The sequence below is a fragment of the Rhizorhabdus dicambivorans genome (assembly GCF_002355275.1).
GTDB lineage: Bacteria > Pseudomonadota > Alphaproteobacteria > Sphingomonadales > Sphingomonadaceae > Rhizorhabdus > Rhizorhabdus dicambivorans.
Map to the genome: position 1 here is coordinate 372,997 of NZ_CP023449.1, position 17,729 is coordinate 390,725.

Sequence of the window (17,729 nt, forward strand, 5' to 3'; positions counted from 1 at the left end):
CACCGGTTGAGCGTTTCGTAACAGGGACATGACCCACAAGATGATCCGCCGCCTTATCCTGCCGAGCTTCGCCGCCGTGGCGCTGGCGCTCGCCGCCACCCCCGCCGCCGCGCAATTTTCCGACAGCTATAATTTCCTCAACGCAGTCCGCCAGTCGGACGGCGACAAGGCGACCAAGGCGCTGCAGGGGAACGGCGCGACCCTGATCAACACGCGCGACTACACCACCGGCGAGACCGCGCTGATCATCACCATCAAGCGGCGCGACCTGACCTGGTCGAACTTCATGCTGAGCCGGGGCGCCAACCCCAATGTCAAGGACGGCAAGGGCAACACCGCGCTGCATTTCACGGCGCTGCTCGGCTTTCCCGAAGGGGCGGAACTGCTGCTGTCGCGCGGCGCGCAGGTCAATCTCGGCAACAGCAGCGGGGAAACGCCGCTGATCATCGCGGTGCAGCAGCGCAACGTGCCGCTGGTCCGCATCCTGCTGGCCAACGGCGCCGACGCGAAGATCGCCGATCGCATCGCCGGCAAGTCGGCGCGCGACTATGCCGCCGAGGATCCGCGCGGCGCGGCGGTGCTCAAGCTGATCGACGAGAACAAGACCGTCGCCAAGCCCAAGCCCAAGATGTCGGGCCCCGGCCTCTGACCGGCCACCGCTCCGGCACGGGCCGGGGGCGCGCCAGATGGAACGCGACGGGCCGGTCCACCGCACCATCCACCCGGCGATCCCGCCCCATGTCGACTATCGGCTGACCGCGCCGGGCGAGACACTGAGCGAGGCATTTGGCGGGGTGTGACTATGGGCCGAGGCGAATCTGGAGAGCATCGAGGCGGCACGGACGGCGTTCGATGAGAGAAGGAAGCCCTGTTCTTTCATCGTCACCCCAGCGCAGGCTGGGGTCCATGTCTCTCAAAGACCGGATGCCGTCGTGAGCGAAGACAGACATGGACGCCAGCCTTTCGCCTTCGGCGAAAGTTTATCCCGAGCGCCTGCCTTGCAGGCAGTCGAGGGGCGGGCATGACGATTCAGGGATTGTCGCGGACCAGGAGAGCAACCTTCTGCCACTGGGACTCTATCATCCCCCAGAAGAAGAACTTCCTCAGCATCGATCCGAACCATGGCCGGTTTCCTGCCATCGATCGGGTCACGATCTCGCGAACTTCCGCCTCATCCCAGGGTATCCATTCGCCAGCGACCGGATGCATCGCGCCGACGAAAGCCGGAAACACTTCGCTGCGCAGGATGATTTCAACGTCGTGCAAAGCGAATCCCGACATGCGGACGGCGTCGGCAAGGCGCCGGTAATCCACTTCCGTATCCAGAAACAGTTCCGACAACGCAGTCCACAGCGGCAATCTGTTTTCGATCTCGGCCGCCGACAGCGTCACACACAGCTCTCCGGAAACGGATCGAGCTCCCCCCACAGCCGCCGGGCCGCGCGTCTTGCGAAGCGCAGCGTCTCCGCCTTGCGCCGCGCGCCCGGCAGCGGGCGGTGGAGCGGCTCGCGCAGGATCGCGGCGTCGTAGCGGTCGGCGACGATCAGGCCGCAGCAGCCGGGCTGGAACGCCTCGGTCTCGAACGGGCTGAGGTCGAACCCGCCGGGCACCGCCCAGAAGAAGCGGTCGCAATAGTCGAGATAGAAGGGCCATTTCGCATCGCCGAGCAGATCGGCGCGCGACACCTTGATCTCGACGATGGTGATGCAGCCCCTGGCATCGATCGCCATGATGTCGGCGCGGCGGCCATTGCCGAGCGGAACCTCCGGCAGCGGCGTCATCTCCGCCTGGAGGAACAGCCGCGCCACGCCGCGCGCGACATCGGCGGCGATCATCGGGGCGAGGGACTCGGGGGCGCTGGCCATGGCGGGAGGATAGAACAAGGCGGGAACGAAGGAAAGGGACCGATCAAGATCCTCCCTGGCAAAGCCGGGGAGGGTGGTGAAAGAGTAAGCCGTCGAAGACGGCGCCAGGGCGCCGCCCTTCCACCATGCTGCGCATGGTCCCCCTCCCCATCGCTACGCGATAGGGAGGACCTTCATCACAGCAGCACCTCGCCCGCGATCCGCTCCGCTTCCGGATGATCGATCTCGACCGCCCACAGGTCGGGGTCGGACTTGCGGCGGCGGGCGATATAGTCGGCGGCGACCCCCGGTTTGTCCGGATCGGTGGGCCCTACAAAGTCCAGCCCATAGCCGCCGTCGAAGCGCCACATGCGTTCCGCGATTCCAGACAGCACGCCGCGGTCCGCCAGCAGCAGCAGCAGCGCGCCCGCGATCGCGTCACCCCTGGCGAGCACCATCGCAGAGCCGCCCTCGGCCTCAATCCGGCGGATCAGCGCCGAGACGAGCAGCCCGGTGGCGGGCCGCGGCTCGGTCATCTTTCGGGTACGGTGCCGGCCCGCCGTTTCAGCTTCGCTGAAACCGTCACGAGCGGGCGTAACCGGGCAGCGAGGCCAGGCGGATGCGCGATCGCATGAAGGTGCCGGTGCCGCGCGCCACCTCCTCCCCCTCGGCATCGATCAGCCGCGCATCGGCGACCAGCACCCGGCGGCGGCCGTTGACCCAGCGGCCCTCGGCGGTGATCGGCCCGGCCTTCAGCGGGCGGGTCAGCAGCAGGTTGAAGGCGGTGGTCAGCAGGAAGAAATCATTGACCAGGCTGTTCGCCGCATAGAAGGCGGCATCGTCGAGCATCTTGAAATAGGTGGTGCCATGGGCCGCGCCGGCGGCGTGATAATGGCTCGGCTCGATCTCGAAGTGGATGCGCGACTCCCCTTCGCGCGGAATCTCCAGCCGGGATGTGAACAGCCGGTTGATCGGCGCCGCCGCATAGAGCGACTCGAGTGCGCGATAATGCGCTTCGGCGCCGGTCTCGCCGGTCATCGGTGGGCCTCAGGCGGCGTCGCGGGCCTCGCCGGTGGCAAACAGCGCATAGAGCGCGTCGTCCGATCCGGCACCCCGCAACTTGGCGACGAAGGCCTTGTCGCGCAGCCGGCGGCTGACCCGGGCGAGCGCCTTCAGATGCTCGACGCCGGCATCGACCGGCGACAGCAGCAGGAACACCAGATCGACCGGCAGATCGTCGATCGCGGCGAAGTCGATCGGGGTGCCGAGTCGGGCGAACAGGCCCACGACTCGATCGAGCCCCTCGATCTTCCCATGCGGGATGGCGATGCCGCCGCCGAAGCCGGTAGAGCCCAGCCGCTCGCGTTCGACGAGGCGATCGACGATCATCCGCGCATCGGCATCCACCAGCTTCGTGGCATGACCGGCAAGCTGCTGGAACAGCGCCTTTTTGTTCGGGACGACCAACGCGGCCTGTATCGCCTGAGGCGACAACAGGTCGCTCAGGTCGTCCATCGATTTGCTGTCAGTCATTCGACGGGGTTCGCTGTCCTTATCCGGCTGCCCGGCTCGGCTCCACCCAGCCGATCGTGCCGTCACTGCGCCGATACACCATATTGAAGGCGCCGGTACCAGAATTTCGGAAAAGAAGCGCGGTGGTATTTCGCAAATCCAGCATCATCACCGCATCCGAAACGGAGGCATCGGGAACATCGACGCGGGTCTCCGCGATGATCACCGGGCTGTCGCCGCTTTCCTCCTCTTCCTCGCGCGGCGCTTCGAACACCGTATAGCCGGCATTGTCATCAATCGCCTCGAGCGAAGGCATGACACTGGCGCCGTTGCGCGATTTCAGCCGGTTCATGTAGCGGCGCAGCTGGGTCTCGACCCGATCGGCGGCCTGGTCGAAGCTCGGATGCGCCTCCATCGCATGGCCCGATCCCTTCAGGATCACGCCGTGCATGACGTGGGCCACGATGTCGCAGGAGAAGCCGTTGCCGTGCTGGCCCCGGCCGAAGGTCACATGGGCGGAGAGACTTCGCGAGAAATATTTGTCGGCGATCGCGTGGAGCCGGTCCTCGACATGGGTGCGAAGGGCGTCGCCCGTGTTGACCTGATGTCCCGAAACACGAATTTCCATAGCAATTCTCCAACCATATGCAGCCGATGATGGGGTATCCGACCGCCCGATGTCATCCGCATCTTAACGGATCGATCAGGCAGCGGCACCTTCCAGCCAGAGCGGCGAATCCAGCTTCTCGATAAACGCCTTGTGTCTCTCCAGTTCCTCCTCGCTGGCATGATGGGGGCGGATCGCCCTGATGGTGCGGGCGGCGACAGCCGCGCGCGTGGTGGCGACGATGATCGTCTCCTCGACGATCACCTCTCCGATCGACAGGCCGATCTGGCGGCCGCCGGTCAGTTCGACATAGAGTTGCGCCAGCAGCTGCGCGTCGAGCAGCGCGCCATGCTTGACGCGATGGCTGCGATCGATCCCGTAGCGGGTGCACAGCGCGTCCAGCGTGTGCTTGGCACCGGGGTGGACCTTGCGGGCGATCGCGACGGTGTCGATCATCCGCGTCAGGCAGATTGCCTCGCGGCTGCACAGCCCCAGCTCTGCGTTGAGGAAGCCGAAGTCGAAGCCGGCATTGTGCGCGACGAGCGGCGAATCGCCGATGAACTCCAGCAGCTCCTCCACCTTGTCGGCGAACAGGGGCTTGTCGCTCAGGAAGCGTTCGGACAGGCCGTGGACATTCTCCGCCTCGATCGGCATCGAACGCTGCGGGTTGAAATAGCAATGATAGGTGCGCCCGGTCTCGACCCGGTTGATCAGTTCGATACAGCCTATTTCGACCAGCCGGTCGCCCGTTGCGGGGTTGAGGCCGGTCGTTTCGGTATCAAAGACGATCTCGCGCATGCCGACAATATCGGACTCCATGCGCCGAGAGGCAAGTGACGAGATGACGGATCGAGCGCCGCGTCCGATCGATCGTGCCGCCATTGTCTATCACGAAATCGGCACGCGCCCGCTTCTTGTGATCGGGCAGCTGCAGCGATCGGATATGCTTGAGTTTCAAGGGGTTCATGCCCGGCCTTGCCAGTACGCGGCGGGCCTGTTTCCAGGCCGGGGCTGAGACCACGGCGATGGCGTCGACCTGGCGCCAGCCCTTCTTCTCGAACAGCAGCGGGATATCGAGCACGACCAGCGGCCGGGAGCGGTGCCGGCGCAGGAAGATACGGCGCGACTCGGCCACGGCGGGATGGACGATGCGTTCGAGCCGGCGCAGCGCCTCGCGGTCGCCGAGCACATATTTGGAGAGCACCGCGCGATCGATGCCGTGGGGGCTGGCGGTGCCGGGGAAGGCCTGCTCGATCGCCGCCACCAGCCGTCCGTTCCGGCCCTGCAGCCGGTGGACCTCGGCATCGGCGTCGAACAGCGGCACGCCCGAGCGGACGAACATCTTCGCCACCGTCGACTTGCCCATGCCGATCGATCCGGTGAGGCCGAGGACGATCATGCGGGACCCATGATCATGCGATCAGCATCGCCCGCAGCCGATCGTCGGCATCGCGCGGGGCCGGGCGGCCGAAGAAGCGCTCGAACGCCGCCGCCGCCTGGCCGACCAGCATGTGCAGCCCGTCGATCGCGCGCAGCCCCCGCGCCCGGCCCTCGGCGAGCAGCGGCGTCTCCAGCGGCGCATAGACGATGTCGTAGATCACCGAATTGGGCGGGACATGGCTGAAGTCGAGCAGCAGCGGCGGCTGGCCCTTCATGCCCAGCGACGTGGTATTGACGACGAGGTCGAGTATCCCCTCGCGGTCGTCGAACGGGAAGTCGGTCGGCTCGGCGAAGATGTCGAGCGGGGCGACCAGCCGGTCGTCGGGCTCGAAGCTCTCGCGCAGTGCCTTCGCCTTCTCGATGTCGCGGGCGATGATCACGCAGGTGAAACCATGGTCGTGCAGCGCCAGGGCCACCGCCTTGGCCGCCCCGCCCGAGCCGATGATCCGCGCCATGCGGAACAGGTGGTTCTGCGCCAGCAACGGCTGAAGCGGTTCGAGAAAGCCAATATAATCCGTATTATAGCCGACGAGCTTGCCATCCTCGGGAACCACCGTGTTGACCGCGCCGATCCGCTCGGCGGCAGGATCGATCCGGTCGAGCAGTTTCATCACCGCCTGCTTGTGCGGAATCGTGACATTGCAGCCGCGCCACAAAGGGTTTCGGCGGCGATCCTCGAAAAACGTCCAAAGATCTTCAGGCTTCACATGAGAAGCGCGATATTCCGCCTGGATTCCAGCACGTTCGAGCCAGAAATTGTGGATCATCGGCGATTTGGAATGGCTGATCGGATCGCCGATCACCTCGGCAAATGGCACGTCGCTCATGACTCGATCACTCCCCGCGTCCGGAGATAGTCGAGCAGGGGGAGGAGCGGCAGCCCTAATATGGTGAACTGGCTGCCCTCGATCCGCGCGAAGAGCTGCGCGCCCAGCCCCTCGATCCGGTAACCGCCGACGCAATGGCCGATCGCCGGCCATTCGGCCTCCATATAGCCATCGATGAAGGCGTCGCTGAGGGCCCGGACATGCAGGGTCGCGCTATCGACATGGCGCCACACCGGCACCCCGCCCTCGCAGATCACCGCCGCGCTGTGCAGCTTGTGGCGGGTGCCGCTCAGCCGCCTGAGCAGATCGCGCTGTTCCTCGCGGCTCGCTGCCTTGTCGATCATCGTGCCGTCCTCGAAGGCGACCGTGGAATCGCAGCCGAGGACGAGATCGGTCGGGTGGCGATGCGACAGCTTGGTCGCCTTGAGCTCGGCCAGCGCGTCGGCGAGGTTGCGGGGCGAGACCCCTTCGGCGCGCAGCCCGGCCTTCATCGACTCCTCGTCGACGGCGGCGGCCATCGCCTCATGCGGCACTCCGGCGGCGGCGAGCATCGCCCGGCGGGATGCGGATTGCGAGGCGAGGATCAACCTCACAGCCCCTCACCCTCGTTTTTCGCCGCGCGCTCGTTGACGAGGTTGATGATCGCCGCGGCGGTCTCCTCGATCGAGCGGCGGGTGACGTCGATCACCGGCCAGCCATGGTCGGAGAAGATGCGCCGCGCGAAGGTCAGTTCGGCAACCACCTTCTCCTGGTCGACATAGGCGGTCTCGGGCGACTGGTTGAGCGAGAGCAGCCGGTTGCGACGGATCTGGATCAGCCGGTCGGGGCTGGTCGTCAGCCCGACGATCAGCGGATGGACCAGCGTATAGAAGGACGCGGGCGGCGGCGATTCGACGACCAGCGGCACGTTCGCAACCTTGTAACCGCGATTGGCGAGGTAGATCGAGGTCGGCGTCTTGGACGAGCGCGACACGCCGGTCAGGATGATGTCGGCTTCTTCCCAGTCCTCCGAGGCGATGCCGTCGTCATGCGCGATCGTGTACTGGATCGCCTCGACCCGGGCATAATAGGCGGCGTCCAACATATGCTGCCGCCCGGGCCGGGCAAGGGCCTGCTGGCCCAGCAGCTGCGACAGCGCGTCGATCACCGGATCGAGCGCCGAAACGCTGGGCAGGCCCAGCGCGTGGCAGCGCGATTCCAGCCGGGTGCGGATCTCGTTGTTGACCAGGGTGAAGATCACCAGGCCCGGCCGCTGCGCGATTTCCAGCAATATCCGGTCGAGATGGCCCTGGCTGCGGACCATCGGCCAGAAATGCTTGATCGTCTCCACGCCTTCGAACTGGGCGAGCCCGGCCTTGGCGATATTCTCCAGCGTCTCGCCGGTCGAATCCGACAGCAGATGAAGGTGGAGGCGGATCATGATGCGACCTCAGCCGTCATTCGAAACATTTGGGGAAGGACCTGTGGAAAAACATAGGGACGGGGCTAGCGGAACGGTGGGCATGGTTTCAAGCCGCGCTTTCATCCCCGCTGACGGCCGTACCGTTCCATGACTCATCCACAGGGGACGATATCCGTCCACAGCCTGTGGATAATGGGAATGGAGCAAAAGACTCGTGGCGGCGGCGCCGTTTTGCATGAGTCAAGCTGTTGGCAATCGCGCCAACTGTGAATAAACCCCGGCTCCCAACCCCCCTACAACCTCTTCAGTTCCTTTTTAAAGAATCTAGATAAGGAAGATAATGGCAGCCCTGTCCGCCGAGACGCGCCCCCTGCTTGCCGTGCTCCGGGGCGAGCGCCGCGATCCCCCGCCGGTCTGGCTGATGCGCCAGGCGGGGCGCTACCTGCCCGAATATCGCGCGCTCCGGGCCAGCAAGGGCGGCTTCCTCGAACTGGCCTATGACAGCGACGCCGCCTGCGAGATCACGATGCAGCCGATCCGCCGCTTCGGCTTCGACGGGGCGATCCTGTTCTCCGACATCCTCGTCATCCCCCATGCGCTGGGCCAGGACCTGCGCTTCGAGGCGGGCGAGGGGCCGCGGCTGTCGCCGACGCTGGTCGATCGCACGCTCGACAGCCTGACGCCGGCGCCCGAGCTGCTCGAACCGATCTACGGCACGATCCGCAAGGTCCGCGAGCAGCTTCCGGCGACGACCACCTTCCTGGGCTTCGCGGGAAGCCCGTGGACGGTCGCGACCTACATGGTCGCCGGGCAGGGCAGCAAGGAACAGGCCGAGACGCGGCGCATGGCCTATCGCGATCCGGCCGCCTTCCAGGCGATCATCGATGCGCTGGTCGACGCGACCGCCGATTATCTGTCGAGGCAGGTCGAGGCCGGGGTCGACGCGGTGCAGCTGTTCGACAGCTGGTCGGGCAGCCTCGCCCCTCGCGAGTTCGAGCGCTGGGTGGTGGCGCCCACCGCCGAGCTGGCGAAACGGCTCCACGCCCGCCATCCGGGCACGCCGATCATCGGTTTCCCCAAGGGCGCGGGCGGCAAGCTGCCCGCCTATGCGCGGGAGACGGGGGTGGACGCGGTCGGGCTGGACGAGACGGTCGATCCGGTCTGGGCCGATGCCAGCCTGCCGGAGGGGCTGCCGGTGCAAGGCAATCTCGATCCGCTCGCGCTGATCACGGGCGGAGCGCGGCTCGACGAGGCGATCGATGCGATCAGGGGGGCTTTCGCGGAGCGCCCGCATGTGTTCAACCTGGGCCATGGCATCCAGCTCGACACGCCGATCGCGCATGTCGAGCAGTTGCTCGGCCGGCTAAGGGGCTAGGGGCGAACCGCATGTTCATGGGATTTCTCGGCAATGCCTATCCCTGGGTGAAGGCGGCCCACCTCATCTTCGTGATCTTCTGGATGGCGGGGCTGTTCATGCTGCCGCGCTTCTTCATCTACCACAGCGCGAGCGCGCCGGGCTCGGCCGAGGACCGTGCCTGGGTGGAGCGCGAGCGGCGGCTGCGCGCGATCATCATCACGCCGGCGATGATCCTGGTCTGGCTGTTCGGGCTCGCGCTTGCCTTCGATCAGGATCTTTGGGGGGTCCACTGGTTCCAGGCGAAGTTCGCCACGGTCTTCCTGCTGTCGGGCTATCATGGCTGGATGATCGGCTATGGCAGGCGCATGGCTTCGGGCTATCGGCCCGCGTCCGATACCGCGTTGCGCTTCATGAACGAGGCCCCCGCCATCGCCACCGCGATCGTCGTCATCCTGGTGATCGTCCGCCCCTTCTGATCGCACGCCGCTTGACTTGATCCCGCCGCGCGCTTACCTCGCGCGTAGAACAGGCCCGCCGTTCGAGCAGGGACCCTTTCCACCTTCACACTGTCGAAGCAGCGCGCTTTCCCGCCGCCCGATCCCTCCCAGAATACGCCCAGGATTTCTCCAGATGCACCTCAAGGACCTCAAGAAGAAGAGCCCCGCCGACCTCGTCTCCATGGCCGAGGAGCTGGGCGTCGAGGGCGCGTCGACGATGCGCAAGCAGGACCTGATGTTCGGCATCCTCAAGGTCGAGGCCGAGAATGGCGAGCAGATCATGGGCGAGGGCACGATCGAGGTGCTGCCCGACGGCTTCGGCTTCCTGCGCAGCCCGGAAGCCAATTATCTGGCCGGGCCCGACGACATCTATGTCTCGCCGAACCAGGTCCGCAAATTCGGCCTGCGCACCGGCGACACGGTCGAGGGCGAGATCCGGGCACCCAAGGATGGCGAGCGCTATTTCGCGTTGACCCGGCTGATCTCGATCAACTTCGACGATCCCGACGTCGTCCGCCACCGCGTCAATTTCGACAATCTCACGCCGCTCTATCCCGAAGAGAAGCTGACCCTCGACAACCATGATCCGACGATCAAGGACAAGTCCTCGCGGGTGATCGACATCATCGCGCCGCAGGGCAAGGGCCAGCGCGCGCTGATCGTCGCGCCGCCGCGCGTCGGCAAGACGGTGCTGCTCCAGAACATGGCGCGCGCCATCACCGACAACCATCCCGAGGTGTTCCTGATCGTACTGCTGATCGACGAGCGGCCCGAGGAAGTCACCGACATGCAGCGCTCGGTGAAGGGCGAGGTCATCAGTTCGACCTTCGACGAGCCGGCCCAGCGCCACGTCCAGGTCGCCGAGATGGTGATCGAGAAGGCCAAGCGCCTCGTCGAGCACAAGAAGGATGTCGTCATCCTGCTCGACTCCATCACCCGTCTCGGCCGTGCCTACAACACCGTTGTCCCCTCGTCGGGCAAGGTGCTGACCGGCGGTGTCGACGCCAATGCGCTGCAGCGGCCGAAGCGCTTCTTCGGCGCCGCGCGCAACATCGAGGAGGGCGGCTCGCTTTCGATCATCGCCACCGCCCTGATCGACACCGGCAGCCGCATGGACGAGGTGATCTTCGAGGAGTTCAAGGGCACCGGCAATTCGGAGATCGTGCTCGACCGCAAGGTGGCGGACAAGCGCATCTTCCCGGCGATGGACGTCGGCAAGTCCGGCACCCGCAAGGAAGAGCTGCTGGTCGACAAGGGCAAGCTCAGCAAGATGTGGGTGCTGCGTCGTATCCTGATGCAGATGGGCACGATCGACGCTATGGAGTTCCTGCTCGACAAGATGAAGGACTCGAAGACCAACGAGGACTTCTTCGATTCGATGAATCAGTAAGCGCGGCGGAGGAGGCTGGGCTTGGGGGGCCTCACCGACTGGACCTACGACCGTTTCTGGCGGGATGTGGAGCATCCCTATCGCCGCCTGAAACGCCGGCTGCTCGAACTGGCCGGGCCGGGGATGACGATCCTCGATGCCGGCTGCGGCCACACCGCCCCCAATCTCCAGGAACTGCGCGAGAGCGGCGCCACCCTGATCGGCGCCGACCTCGTCCATCTCGAGCCCCAGCCCGGCATGGAGCTGATCGAGGCCGATCTGGCGAAGCTGCCGCTGCCCGACGCCAGCGCCGACCTGGTCTATTCGCGTTCGGTGATGGAGCATGTCGTCGATCCGCACGCCGTATATGCTGAGACGGCGCGGCTGCTGAAGCCCGGCGGCCGCTGGATATTCCTCACCGCCAACCGCTGGGACTATGTCTCGCTGGTGTCGCGGATGACGCCGAACCGCTTCCACGCCGCGATCGTCCGCCGCTTCGAGGGCCGGGAGGAGATCGACGTCTTCCCGACCGCCTACCGGACCAACGATCGCGGCCAGATCGCGCACCATGCGGCGGCGCACGGCTTCACGATCGAGCGGTTCGAGCGGCACGGCCAATATCCGGCCATGTTCTACCGGGTCGGCCCGCTGTTCCTGCTGGCGACCTTCTATGAGAAGCTGATCATGAAGGTCGGCCTGCTCGCCCCGCTGCGCGGCTGGCTCTATGTCGAACTGGTGAAGAGATAGGCGAATCCTCCGCCCGGTCCTGTCCGGGCGATCAGCGGGCGTAGCAATCGCGTCTTGCGGTCTCCGAATATTTCGATATTTGCCGAACTATCGAATCGGGGAGCGAACATGCTGTTACCTTTGGCGGTCGAGGCGCTGTCCGCGCTGGCGCAGGGACATCGGCTGGCGGTGTTCCGACTGCTGGTCCGCGCCGGGCCGGACGGGCTGGCGGCGGGGGAGATCGCGCGGGAGGTCGGCATCAGGCCCAACACCCTGTCGACCCATCTGACGCTGCTCAACCGGGCGGGGCTGGTCTGCGCGCGGCGGGAAGGGCGCTCGATCATCTATACGGCGGATTATGCGGGCATGCGGGCGCTGCTCACCTTCCTCATCGACGATTGCTGCGGCGGACGGCCCGAGCTGTGCGGGGACCTGGCGGGGCTGGCGCAAGGGGATATATGCACGCCGCCCCGTCGATGACCCGGCGGCTGGCCGCCGAGGCGATCGGCACGGCGCTGCTGCTTGCCGTCGTGGTCGGCTCGGGGATCATGGCCGAGCGGCTGGCCGGCGGGAATGCGGCGATAGCGCTGATCGGCAATTCGATCGCGACCGGGGCCGGCCTGATCGTACTGATCCACATGTTCGGCCCGGTGTCGGGCGCGCATTTCAACCCGGCCGTGACCATCGTGATGCTGCTGAAGCGCGATATCGGGGCAGGGCCGGCAGCGGCCTATGTGGCGGCGCAGGGCGTGGGGGCGGTCGCCGGGGTGTGGATCGCGCATCTGATGTTCGCCGAACCGGTGCTGCAGCGGTCGGCCCATCTGCGCGACGGCTGGCCGCAGGGGCTGGCGGAGGCGGTGGCGACCCTCGGCCTGATCGGCACGATCATCAGCACCGGCCGGACCAGGCCGGGCTTCACCCCGGTCGCGGTCGGTCTCTACATCACCGCCGCCTACTGGTTCACCGCCTCGACCAGCTTCGCCAATCCGGCGGTCACCATCGCCCGCGCGCTGACCGACAGCTTCGCCGGCATCGCGCCCGCATCGGTGCCGCTGTTCCTGGCCGGGCAGCTGGCCGGTGCGCTGGCCGGCCTTTTCCTGTTCGAATGGCTCTACGGGGATCACGCGACATGACCGGATCTTTTCCCATCATCATCTACCATAATCCCGACTGCGGCACCTCCCGGAACGCGCTGGCGATGATCGAGGCGGCCGGCTACGCTCCTGATATCGTCGACTATCGCCAGGCCGGCTGGACCCGCCCGCTGCTCGAAGACCTGCTGGCGAAGATGGGTATCGGCGCCCGCGCCCTGCTGCGCGAAAAGGGGACGTCCGCCGCCGAACTGGGGCTGCTGGGCGAGGGCGTGGCCGATGCGGCGCTGCTCGAAGCGATGGTGGAGCATCCGATCCTGGTCAACCGCCCGATCGTCGTGACGCCCAGGGGCACCAGACTCTGCCGGCCGTCGGAACAGGTTCTGTCGCTGCTCGATCGCCTGCCCGACGGCTTCGTCAAGGAGGATGGCGAAAGGGTCGATATCCCGCGCTGATCCGGTGCGATCGGCGGCCCGATTAACCCCGCGCCACGGTAACAGGCTCGACAGGCGCCGGGGTTTCGGTAGGGAGGGTGGATGCTCGACCTCTGGAATCACATCGTCGCCGATTTCTCGAACATCGGCAGCCCGGCCGCGATGGCGGCCTTCGCCCAGGTGCTGATGATCGACATCATGCTCGCCGGGGACAATGCGATCGTCGTCGGCGCGCTCGCCGCCGGCCTGCCGCCGGACCAGCGGCGCAAGGTGATCCTGATCGGCATCGTCGCCGCGCTGGTGCTGCGGATCGTCTTCGCGGTCAGCGTCAGCCTGCTGATGAGCATCATCGGGCTGGTCTTCGCGGGCGGGCTGCTGCTGCTGTGGGTGTCGTGGAAGATGTTCCGCGAGATCCGCCATGCCGGCATGGTGCCCGGCGACGACCCGACCGAGCATGACGGCATCCCCCAGAGCAAGACCTTCCTGGGCGCCGCCTGGGCGGTCGCGGTGGCTGACGTGTCGATGAGCCTGGACAATGTCCTGGCGGTCGCTGGCGCGGCGCGCGACCATCCGGGCATCCTCGTCATCGGCCTGCTGCTGTCGGTCGCGCTGATGGGCGTCGCCGCCAATTTCATCGCGCGCTATATCGAGCGCTATCGCTGGATCGCCTATGTCGGCCTGGTGGTGATCCTCTATGTCGCCCTCAAGATGATCTGGGAAGGTGGGCATCAGCTCCTGCCCCTGATCGTCTGATCGGACGATCCGCCGCCTGACCGGGGTGATTCGGCCCCGGATCGGGCTTTTCGACGGTCGTGGGATTCGATCCGGCGCGGAAATTCCGCGCTGGCGGACGGCGGTCATGTTACAGTCTTTTAACAATCTATATTGGCGTTTCCGAATCTATACTTGATGATGACTTGGCGGAGTGATCCGCAACGCGTGGGTGTCGGAAATTCTTACAGTCATCGTGTAGGGCGATAAGGCCTATCGAAAGGATTTGTTCAAACTTTACTGGATAAATCGTCCCGGCTTTGTTAAGGAGTACCGCAATCATACCGGAGCTGGGCCCGTAGGGGAGCCGTTGGAGCCGGTGTCAGTGGGGTAATGCGATGCGTCTGTTCCGTCCCTTTCCGCTTGTTGCCGCCGGGTTGATCGCCCTCGCGGCCGCCGTGCCGGCCTCCGCCGCGCTGGTCGGCCAGTCCGTGTCGACCGGGATCGCCGCGCTCAAGGAATGGAACGTCGTCTCGTTCAACAATTTCCAGTCGTACAACCATGTCGACGGCCGCGTCTTCGTCGGTGGCGATTTCACCGCCGGCGGCAATTTCGGCATCCTCAACAACGGCATCCCGTCCACCCAATATGGCACCCCGGCGCTCACCGTCGGCGGCAATGCCGCGATGGCGGGCAGCGTCAACGCGGGCGGCGGCATCAGCGTCGGCGGCAATATCAGCGGCAATTTCAACAATAACGGCAACAATGCCGTCAACTATGGCGGCACCAGCACCGCCTTTGCCAACAACACCACCTTCACCGATCTGGGCCCCAGCTTCACCAACACGCTGATCAGCCAGAAGAACGACATCAAGGCGTCGCTGACCAGCCTGAGCTCCAATCTCGCCGCGCTGGCCAACACCGGCGGCGTCACGGTCGGCGGTGACAGCAACAACCAGACGATCAACGTCACCGGCTCGGGGCTCAAGGTGCTCAACTGGTCGGAAGCGATGTTCGAGGGCAACCAGAACCAGCAACTGCTCGTCACCCTGCCGAGCGATGCCACGCTGGTGATCAACGTCGCCGGCACCGACATCGATTTCAACCGCAACTTCAACACCTTCGCCAATGACGAGCGGGTGTTGTTCAACTTCTACGAAGCGACCACGGTCGACATCGGCCGTCAGTTCTCGGGCTCGATCCTCGGCGTGTTCGCCGACATCACCGGCGGCAACAGCGGCAATATCGACGGCACCGTGATCGGCAACAATGTCCGCCAGAACGCCAATGGCGAGATCCACAACAATTATTTCCAGGGCGATCTGTCGAGCATCGGCAGCGGATCCTCGGTCGTGGTGGCGCCCGAACCGTCGACCTGGGGCCTGCTGATCCTCGGTTTCGGCCTGGTCGGCGGGATGCTGCGCACGCGCCGCCGCACTCTTGCACCGGCGTCGCTTCAGGCCGCCTGAGGCCTTCGTCGCTACGGCTCAATCGGAAAAGGCCCGCTTCGGCGGGCTTTTTTCTTGGGCAGAGCCACTTTCAGAGCCCATCGGGTCTTGGGCCTATCCGAGGCGCCACCGGATCGCGAACCGCTCACGCCCGCCACCAGGTGACCGGGGCATCAGGGGATCAGGACGATCGACCCCGTGGTTTGCCGTCCCTCCAGCGCACGATGGGCCTCGGCGGCATCGGACAGCGGCAGGGTGAGGCCGATCGCGACATCGAGCTTGCCGTCGGCGATCATCGCGAACAAGGCCGCCGCGGCGGCGTCCAGCTCCGCCCGGCTGTCAATATAATCATGGACTTTGGGGCGTGTCAGGAACAGCGAGCCACGCTTGGTCAGGTCAAGCGGGATGAAAGGCGGAACCGGGCCCGATGCATTGCCGAAGCTGATCATCAGGCCGCGCGGCCGCAGCGAATCGAGCGATGCGTTCCAGCTCGCCGCGCCGACCCCGTCGAATACGACGTCGACCCCCGCGCCGCCGTTCGCCGCGCGCACCGCCTCCGCCAGCGTCTCGAACGGGCCGTGCAGCGCCTCGCTGGCGCCGAGCCCCCTGGCGATGGCGGCCTTTTCCGCCGATCCGGCATGGGCGATCACCCGGACGCCGATCGCCGATAGCCATTGCACCAGCATCCGCCCGACCCCGCCCGCGGCGGCGAGGACCAGCGCGCTCTGCTCCGGCTCGATCCGGGCACAGCCGGCGATCATGGTCTGGACGGTCAGCCCCTTGAGCAGCACCGCCGCCGCGGTCCGGTCGTCGATCGTATCGGGCAGCCGGATCAGCCGGTCGGCGGGGAGATCGGCCCAGCTTGCATAGCTGCGGGGCGTCGCGCTGACATAGCCGACCCGGTCACCGGGCAGGAAACCGCCGACGCCTTCGCCCGCCGCTTCGACGATGCCCGCCGCCTCGACCCCGAGTGCTGCGGGAAGCGGAAAGGGATAGAGGCCGCTGCGATGGTAGGTGTCGATGAAATTGACCCCGATCGCACGGTGGCGGACCCGCACCTGGCCCGCCGCCACCGGCCCGCCCACCAGCGGCTCGCTCTCGATCAACTCGGGGCCGCCGAACTGGCGGACGACAAGCCGGTAGTCCTTCATCGGGTCTCTCCGATGGCCTTCTTCGGCCCGCGAAGTTTGCCACCCAAAAAAAGATGTTGATATACAGTGGCTTATGACAGATTCTGGGCGAAGAAGGCTTCGGTGCGGCCGTCGGCGAGCATGGCTGCGTCCTCCACCCGGCGGTTGCCCATCGTCGCCGCGAAGCCATGATCGACGCCCGGATAATCCCACAGCGTCACCTTGGGGTGGCCGTCCAGCCCTTCATGCATCTTCGCCTGGATGTCCTTGGGCACGAAGCCGTCATTGCCGGCGATATGGAGCGCGAGCGGATGGGCGATGGCGTGGCTCTCGCCGAGCAGCCCGTCGAGCCCGACGGCATAATAGCCGACGCTCGCGTTGATGTCGGTCCGCGCGGCGGTCATGTATGCGAGCCGGCCGCCCAGGCAGTAGCCGACCGCGCCGACCTTGCCGCCGCCCACCATCTTGCGGGCTTCGCGGATCGTCGCCTCGATGTCGCGGATGCCCTGTTCCTGGTCGAAGGCGTTATAATGGCCGAAGGCTTCCTGCATCTGCTCGGGCACATCGGGGTCGAGTTCGATGCCGGGCCGGATGCGCCAGAACAGATCGGGCGCGATCGCCAGATAGCCTTTGGCGGCCCATTGGTCGCACTTGATGCGGATGCCCTCATTGACCCCGAAAATCTCCTGGATGACGATGATCGCCGCCTTGGGCGGGGTGGTGGGCTGCGAGGTATAGGCCAGGAATTCCTCCGCGCCACCGCCGAAGGTGTTGATTTCCGTATAGCTTTTCACAGCAGGCCTCCTTGTTTCTCTGGGCGTCGTTCATGGTCGAGCAGCCATGTCTTGGTGATGATTCCGCGTCCGCCCGAATAATGGCCGATCGTGCCGCCGCTGCCTACCACCCGATGGCAGGGAATGACGATCGGAAACGGATTGCGCGCGCAGGCCTGGCCGATCGCGCGGGGCGCGGAGCCGGCGATGCGGGCGAGCGCGCCGTAGCTCAGCGTCTCGCCGATCGGGATCGCCGCCATCGCGTCGCGCAGCGCCTGGCCGCGCGGCGAGGCGGCGGGGGCGAGCGGCAGCGAGAATCGTTCGAGCGTCCCGTCGAAATAGGCGGCAAGCTGGGCCGCGGCCTCGGCAGCCGGCGATCCCGGCGGGGGCGCCCCCAACCCGTCGGGCACCGCGCCCGACAGGATCGATACGGCGTGCAGCATCGCGTCGTCGGCCGCGATCAGGATCGGGCCGATGGGCGAGGACAGCAGGCTTTTCGTCATGGTCATGGACATGTCGTGCGCCAGACTCTAGCCATGGGAGCGAAGCTTTCAACCGGGC

The 17,729-nt window shown here is 66.0% G+C and carries 25 protein-coding genes; 11 read left to right on the forward strand and 14 right to left on the reverse strand.

Annotated elements, in window-relative coordinates; genetic code table 11:
- Positions 1-28: 28 nt before the first annotated feature.
- Both CMV14_RS01680 and CMV14_RS27530 read left to right on the forward strand, forming a co-directional pair.
- Positions 29-649, forward strand: a complete 621-nt coding sequence (locus CMV14_RS01680; protein WP_066959983.1) for an ankyrin repeat domain-containing protein — start codon at positions 29-31, stop codon at positions 647-649.
- 37 nt (positions 650-686) lie between these two features.
- On the forward strand, positions 687-800 hold the full coding sequence (locus CMV14_RS27530) for a winged helix-turn-helix transcriptional regulator (RefSeq protein WP_083215696.1): 114 nt from the start codon (positions 687-689) through the stop codon (positions 798-800).
- A gap of 229 nt (positions 801-1,029) precedes the next feature.
- Here the strand turns inward: CMV14_RS27530 and CMV14_RS01690 are convergent, their stop codons facing one another.
- The 11 genes from CMV14_RS01690 to CMV14_RS01740 form a co-directional block, all read right to left on the reverse strand.
- On the reverse strand, positions 1,030-1,392 hold the full coding sequence (locus CMV14_RS01690) for a DUF7079 family protein (RefSeq protein WP_066959986.1): 363 nt from the start codon (positions 1,390-1,392) through the stop codon (positions 1,030-1,032).
- A complete protein-coding gene (locus CMV14_RS01695) occupies positions 1,389-1,865 on the reverse strand; it encodes an MmcB family DNA repair protein (RefSeq protein WP_176488966.1) in 477 nt (158 codons plus the stop codon). The genes CMV14_RS01690 and CMV14_RS01695 overlap by 4 nt, the downstream gene beginning before the upstream one ends.
- Positions 1,866-2,041: 176 nt before the next feature.
- Positions 2,042-2,380 (reverse strand): DUF1491 family protein, encoded by a 339-nt coding sequence (locus CMV14_RS01700; RefSeq protein WP_066959992.1) that lies wholly within the window; start codon positions 2,378-2,380, stop codon positions 2,042-2,044.
- A gap of 46 nt (positions 2,381-2,426) precedes the next feature.
- Positions 2,427-2,882 (reverse strand): PaaI family thioesterase, encoded by a 456-nt coding sequence (locus CMV14_RS01705; protein WP_066959996.1) that lies wholly within the window; start codon positions 2,880-2,882, stop codon positions 2,427-2,429.
- Positions 2,883-2,891: 9 nt separating this feature from the next.
- Positions 2,892-3,377 carry a PTS sugar transporter subunit IIA gene (locus CMV14_RS01710; protein WP_083215697.1) on the reverse strand — a complete coding sequence of 162 codons (486 nt, stop codon included), beginning with the start codon at positions 3,375-3,377 and terminating at the stop codon, positions 2,892-2,894.
- Between the two features lie 19 nt (positions 3,378-3,396).
- Positions 3,397-3,984 (reverse strand): ribosome hibernation-promoting factor, HPF/YfiA family, encoded by a 588-nt coding sequence (gene hpf, locus CMV14_RS01715; protein WP_066960002.1) that lies wholly within the window; start codon positions 3,982-3,984, stop codon positions 3,397-3,399.
- 75 nt (positions 3,985-4,059) lie between these two features.
- Complete coding sequence (gene dnaQ, locus CMV14_RS01720) at positions 4,060-4,761, reverse strand: DNA polymerase III subunit epsilon (protein ID WP_066960005.1); 702 nt, start codon at positions 4,759-4,761, stop codon at positions 4,060-4,062.
- Positions 4,742-5,362, reverse strand: a complete 621-nt coding sequence (gene coaE, locus CMV14_RS01725) for a dephospho-CoA kinase (protein ID WP_066960006.1) — start codon at positions 5,360-5,362, stop codon at positions 4,742-4,744. The genes dnaQ and coaE overlap by 20 nt, the downstream gene beginning before the upstream one ends.
- A gap of 13 nt (positions 5,363-5,375) precedes the next feature.
- Positions 5,376-6,230 carry a shikimate dehydrogenase gene (aroE, locus tag CMV14_RS01730; protein ID WP_066960008.1) on the reverse strand — a complete coding sequence of 285 codons (855 nt, stop codon included), beginning with the start codon at positions 6,228-6,230 and terminating at the stop codon, positions 5,376-5,378.
- Entirely contained in the window at positions 6,227-6,781 is a 555-nt protein-coding gene (locus tag CMV14_RS01735; protein ID WP_066960011.1) for a Maf family protein, read from the reverse strand. The genes aroE and CMV14_RS01735 overlap by 4 nt, the downstream gene beginning before the upstream one ends.
- Positions 6,782-6,819: 38 nt before the next feature.
- Entirely contained in the window at positions 6,820-7,650 is an 831-nt protein-coding gene (locus tag CMV14_RS01740) for a pyruvate, water dikinase regulatory protein (protein WP_066960014.1), read from the reverse strand.
- Positions 7,651-7,972: 322 nt separating this feature from the next.
- Here CMV14_RS01740 and hemE point away from each other — a divergent pair, with 322 nt between their 5' ends.
- The 9 genes from hemE (at position 7,973) to CMV14_RS01785 (ending at position 15,286) form a co-directional block, all read left to right on the forward strand.
- The gene (gene hemE / locus CMV14_RS01745; RefSeq protein ID WP_066960017.1) at positions 7,973-9,007 is read left to right on the forward strand and encodes a uroporphyrinogen decarboxylase; all 1,035 of its coding nucleotides are present in this window, start codon (positions 7,973-7,975) and stop codon (positions 9,005-9,007) included.
- An 11-nt stretch (positions 9,008-9,018) separates the two neighbouring features.
- The gene (locus CMV14_RS01750) at positions 9,019-9,465 is read left to right on the forward strand and encodes a CopD family protein (RefSeq protein WP_066960020.1); all 447 of its coding nucleotides are present in this window, start codon (positions 9,019-9,021) and stop codon (positions 9,463-9,465) included.
- 154 nt (positions 9,466-9,619) lie between these two features.
- A complete protein-coding gene (rho, locus tag CMV14_RS01755; protein ID WP_066960023.1) occupies positions 9,620-10,876 on the forward strand; it encodes a transcription termination factor Rho in 1,257 nt (418 codons plus the stop codon).
- 21 nt (positions 10,877-10,897) lie between these two features.
- Entirely contained in the window at positions 10,898-11,602 is a 705-nt protein-coding gene (locus CMV14_RS01760; RefSeq protein ID WP_066960026.1) for a class I SAM-dependent methyltransferase, read from the forward strand.
- 108 nt (positions 11,603-11,710) lie between these two features.
- On the forward strand, positions 11,711-12,061 hold the full coding sequence (locus tag CMV14_RS01765) for an ArsR/SmtB family transcription factor (protein WP_066960029.1): 351 nt from the start codon (positions 11,711-11,713) through the stop codon (positions 12,059-12,061).
- Positions 12,040-12,714: an aquaporin gene (locus CMV14_RS01770; RefSeq protein WP_408014367.1), complete on the forward strand. Its 675-nt coding sequence runs from the start codon at positions 12,040-12,042 to the stop codon at positions 12,712-12,714. Before CMV14_RS01765 ends, CMV14_RS01770 begins: the two co-directional genes overlap by 22 nt.
- Positions 12,711-13,127: an arsenate reductase (glutaredoxin) gene (gene arsC, locus CMV14_RS01775; RefSeq protein ID WP_066960036.1), complete on the forward strand. Its 417-nt coding sequence runs from the start codon at positions 12,711-12,713 to the stop codon at positions 13,125-13,127. Before CMV14_RS01770 ends, arsC begins: the two co-directional genes overlap by 4 nt.
- Before the next feature lie 81 nt (positions 13,128-13,208).
- On the forward strand, positions 13,209-13,859 hold the full coding sequence (locus CMV14_RS01780; RefSeq protein ID WP_066960039.1) for a YjbE family putative metal transport protein: 651 nt from the start codon (positions 13,209-13,211) through the stop codon (positions 13,857-13,859).
- Positions 13,860-14,215: 356 nt separating this feature from the next.
- A complete protein-coding gene (locus tag CMV14_RS01785; protein ID WP_066960042.1) occupies positions 14,216-15,286 on the forward strand; it encodes a choice-of-anchor A family protein in 1,071 nt (356 codons plus the stop codon).
- Between the two features lie 152 nt (positions 15,287-15,438).
- Here CMV14_RS01785 and CMV14_RS01790 read toward each other — a convergent pair whose 3' ends face one another.
- The 3 genes from CMV14_RS01790 to CMV14_RS01800 all read right to left on the reverse strand — a co-directional run bounded on the left by CMV14_RS01790 (position 15,439) and on the right by CMV14_RS01800 (position 17,671).
- Positions 15,439-16,416 carry a quinone oxidoreductase family protein gene (locus tag CMV14_RS01790; RefSeq protein WP_066960045.1) on the reverse strand — a complete coding sequence of 326 codons (978 nt, stop codon included), beginning with the start codon at positions 16,414-16,416 and terminating at the stop codon, positions 15,439-15,441.
- Positions 16,417-16,487: 71 nt separating this feature from the next.
- Positions 16,488-17,189, reverse strand: a complete 702-nt coding sequence (locus CMV14_RS01795) for a dienelactone hydrolase family protein (RefSeq protein WP_066960047.1) — start codon at positions 17,187-17,189, stop codon at positions 16,488-16,490.
- Positions 17,186-17,671 carry a methylated-DNA--[protein]-cysteine S-methyltransferase gene (locus tag CMV14_RS01800; protein ID WP_066960410.1) on the reverse strand — a complete coding sequence of 162 codons (486 nt, stop codon included), beginning with the start codon at positions 17,669-17,671 and terminating at the stop codon, positions 17,186-17,188. The genes CMV14_RS01795 and CMV14_RS01800 overlap by 4 nt, the downstream gene beginning before the upstream one ends.
- Positions 17,672-17,729 lie beyond the last annotated feature (58 nt).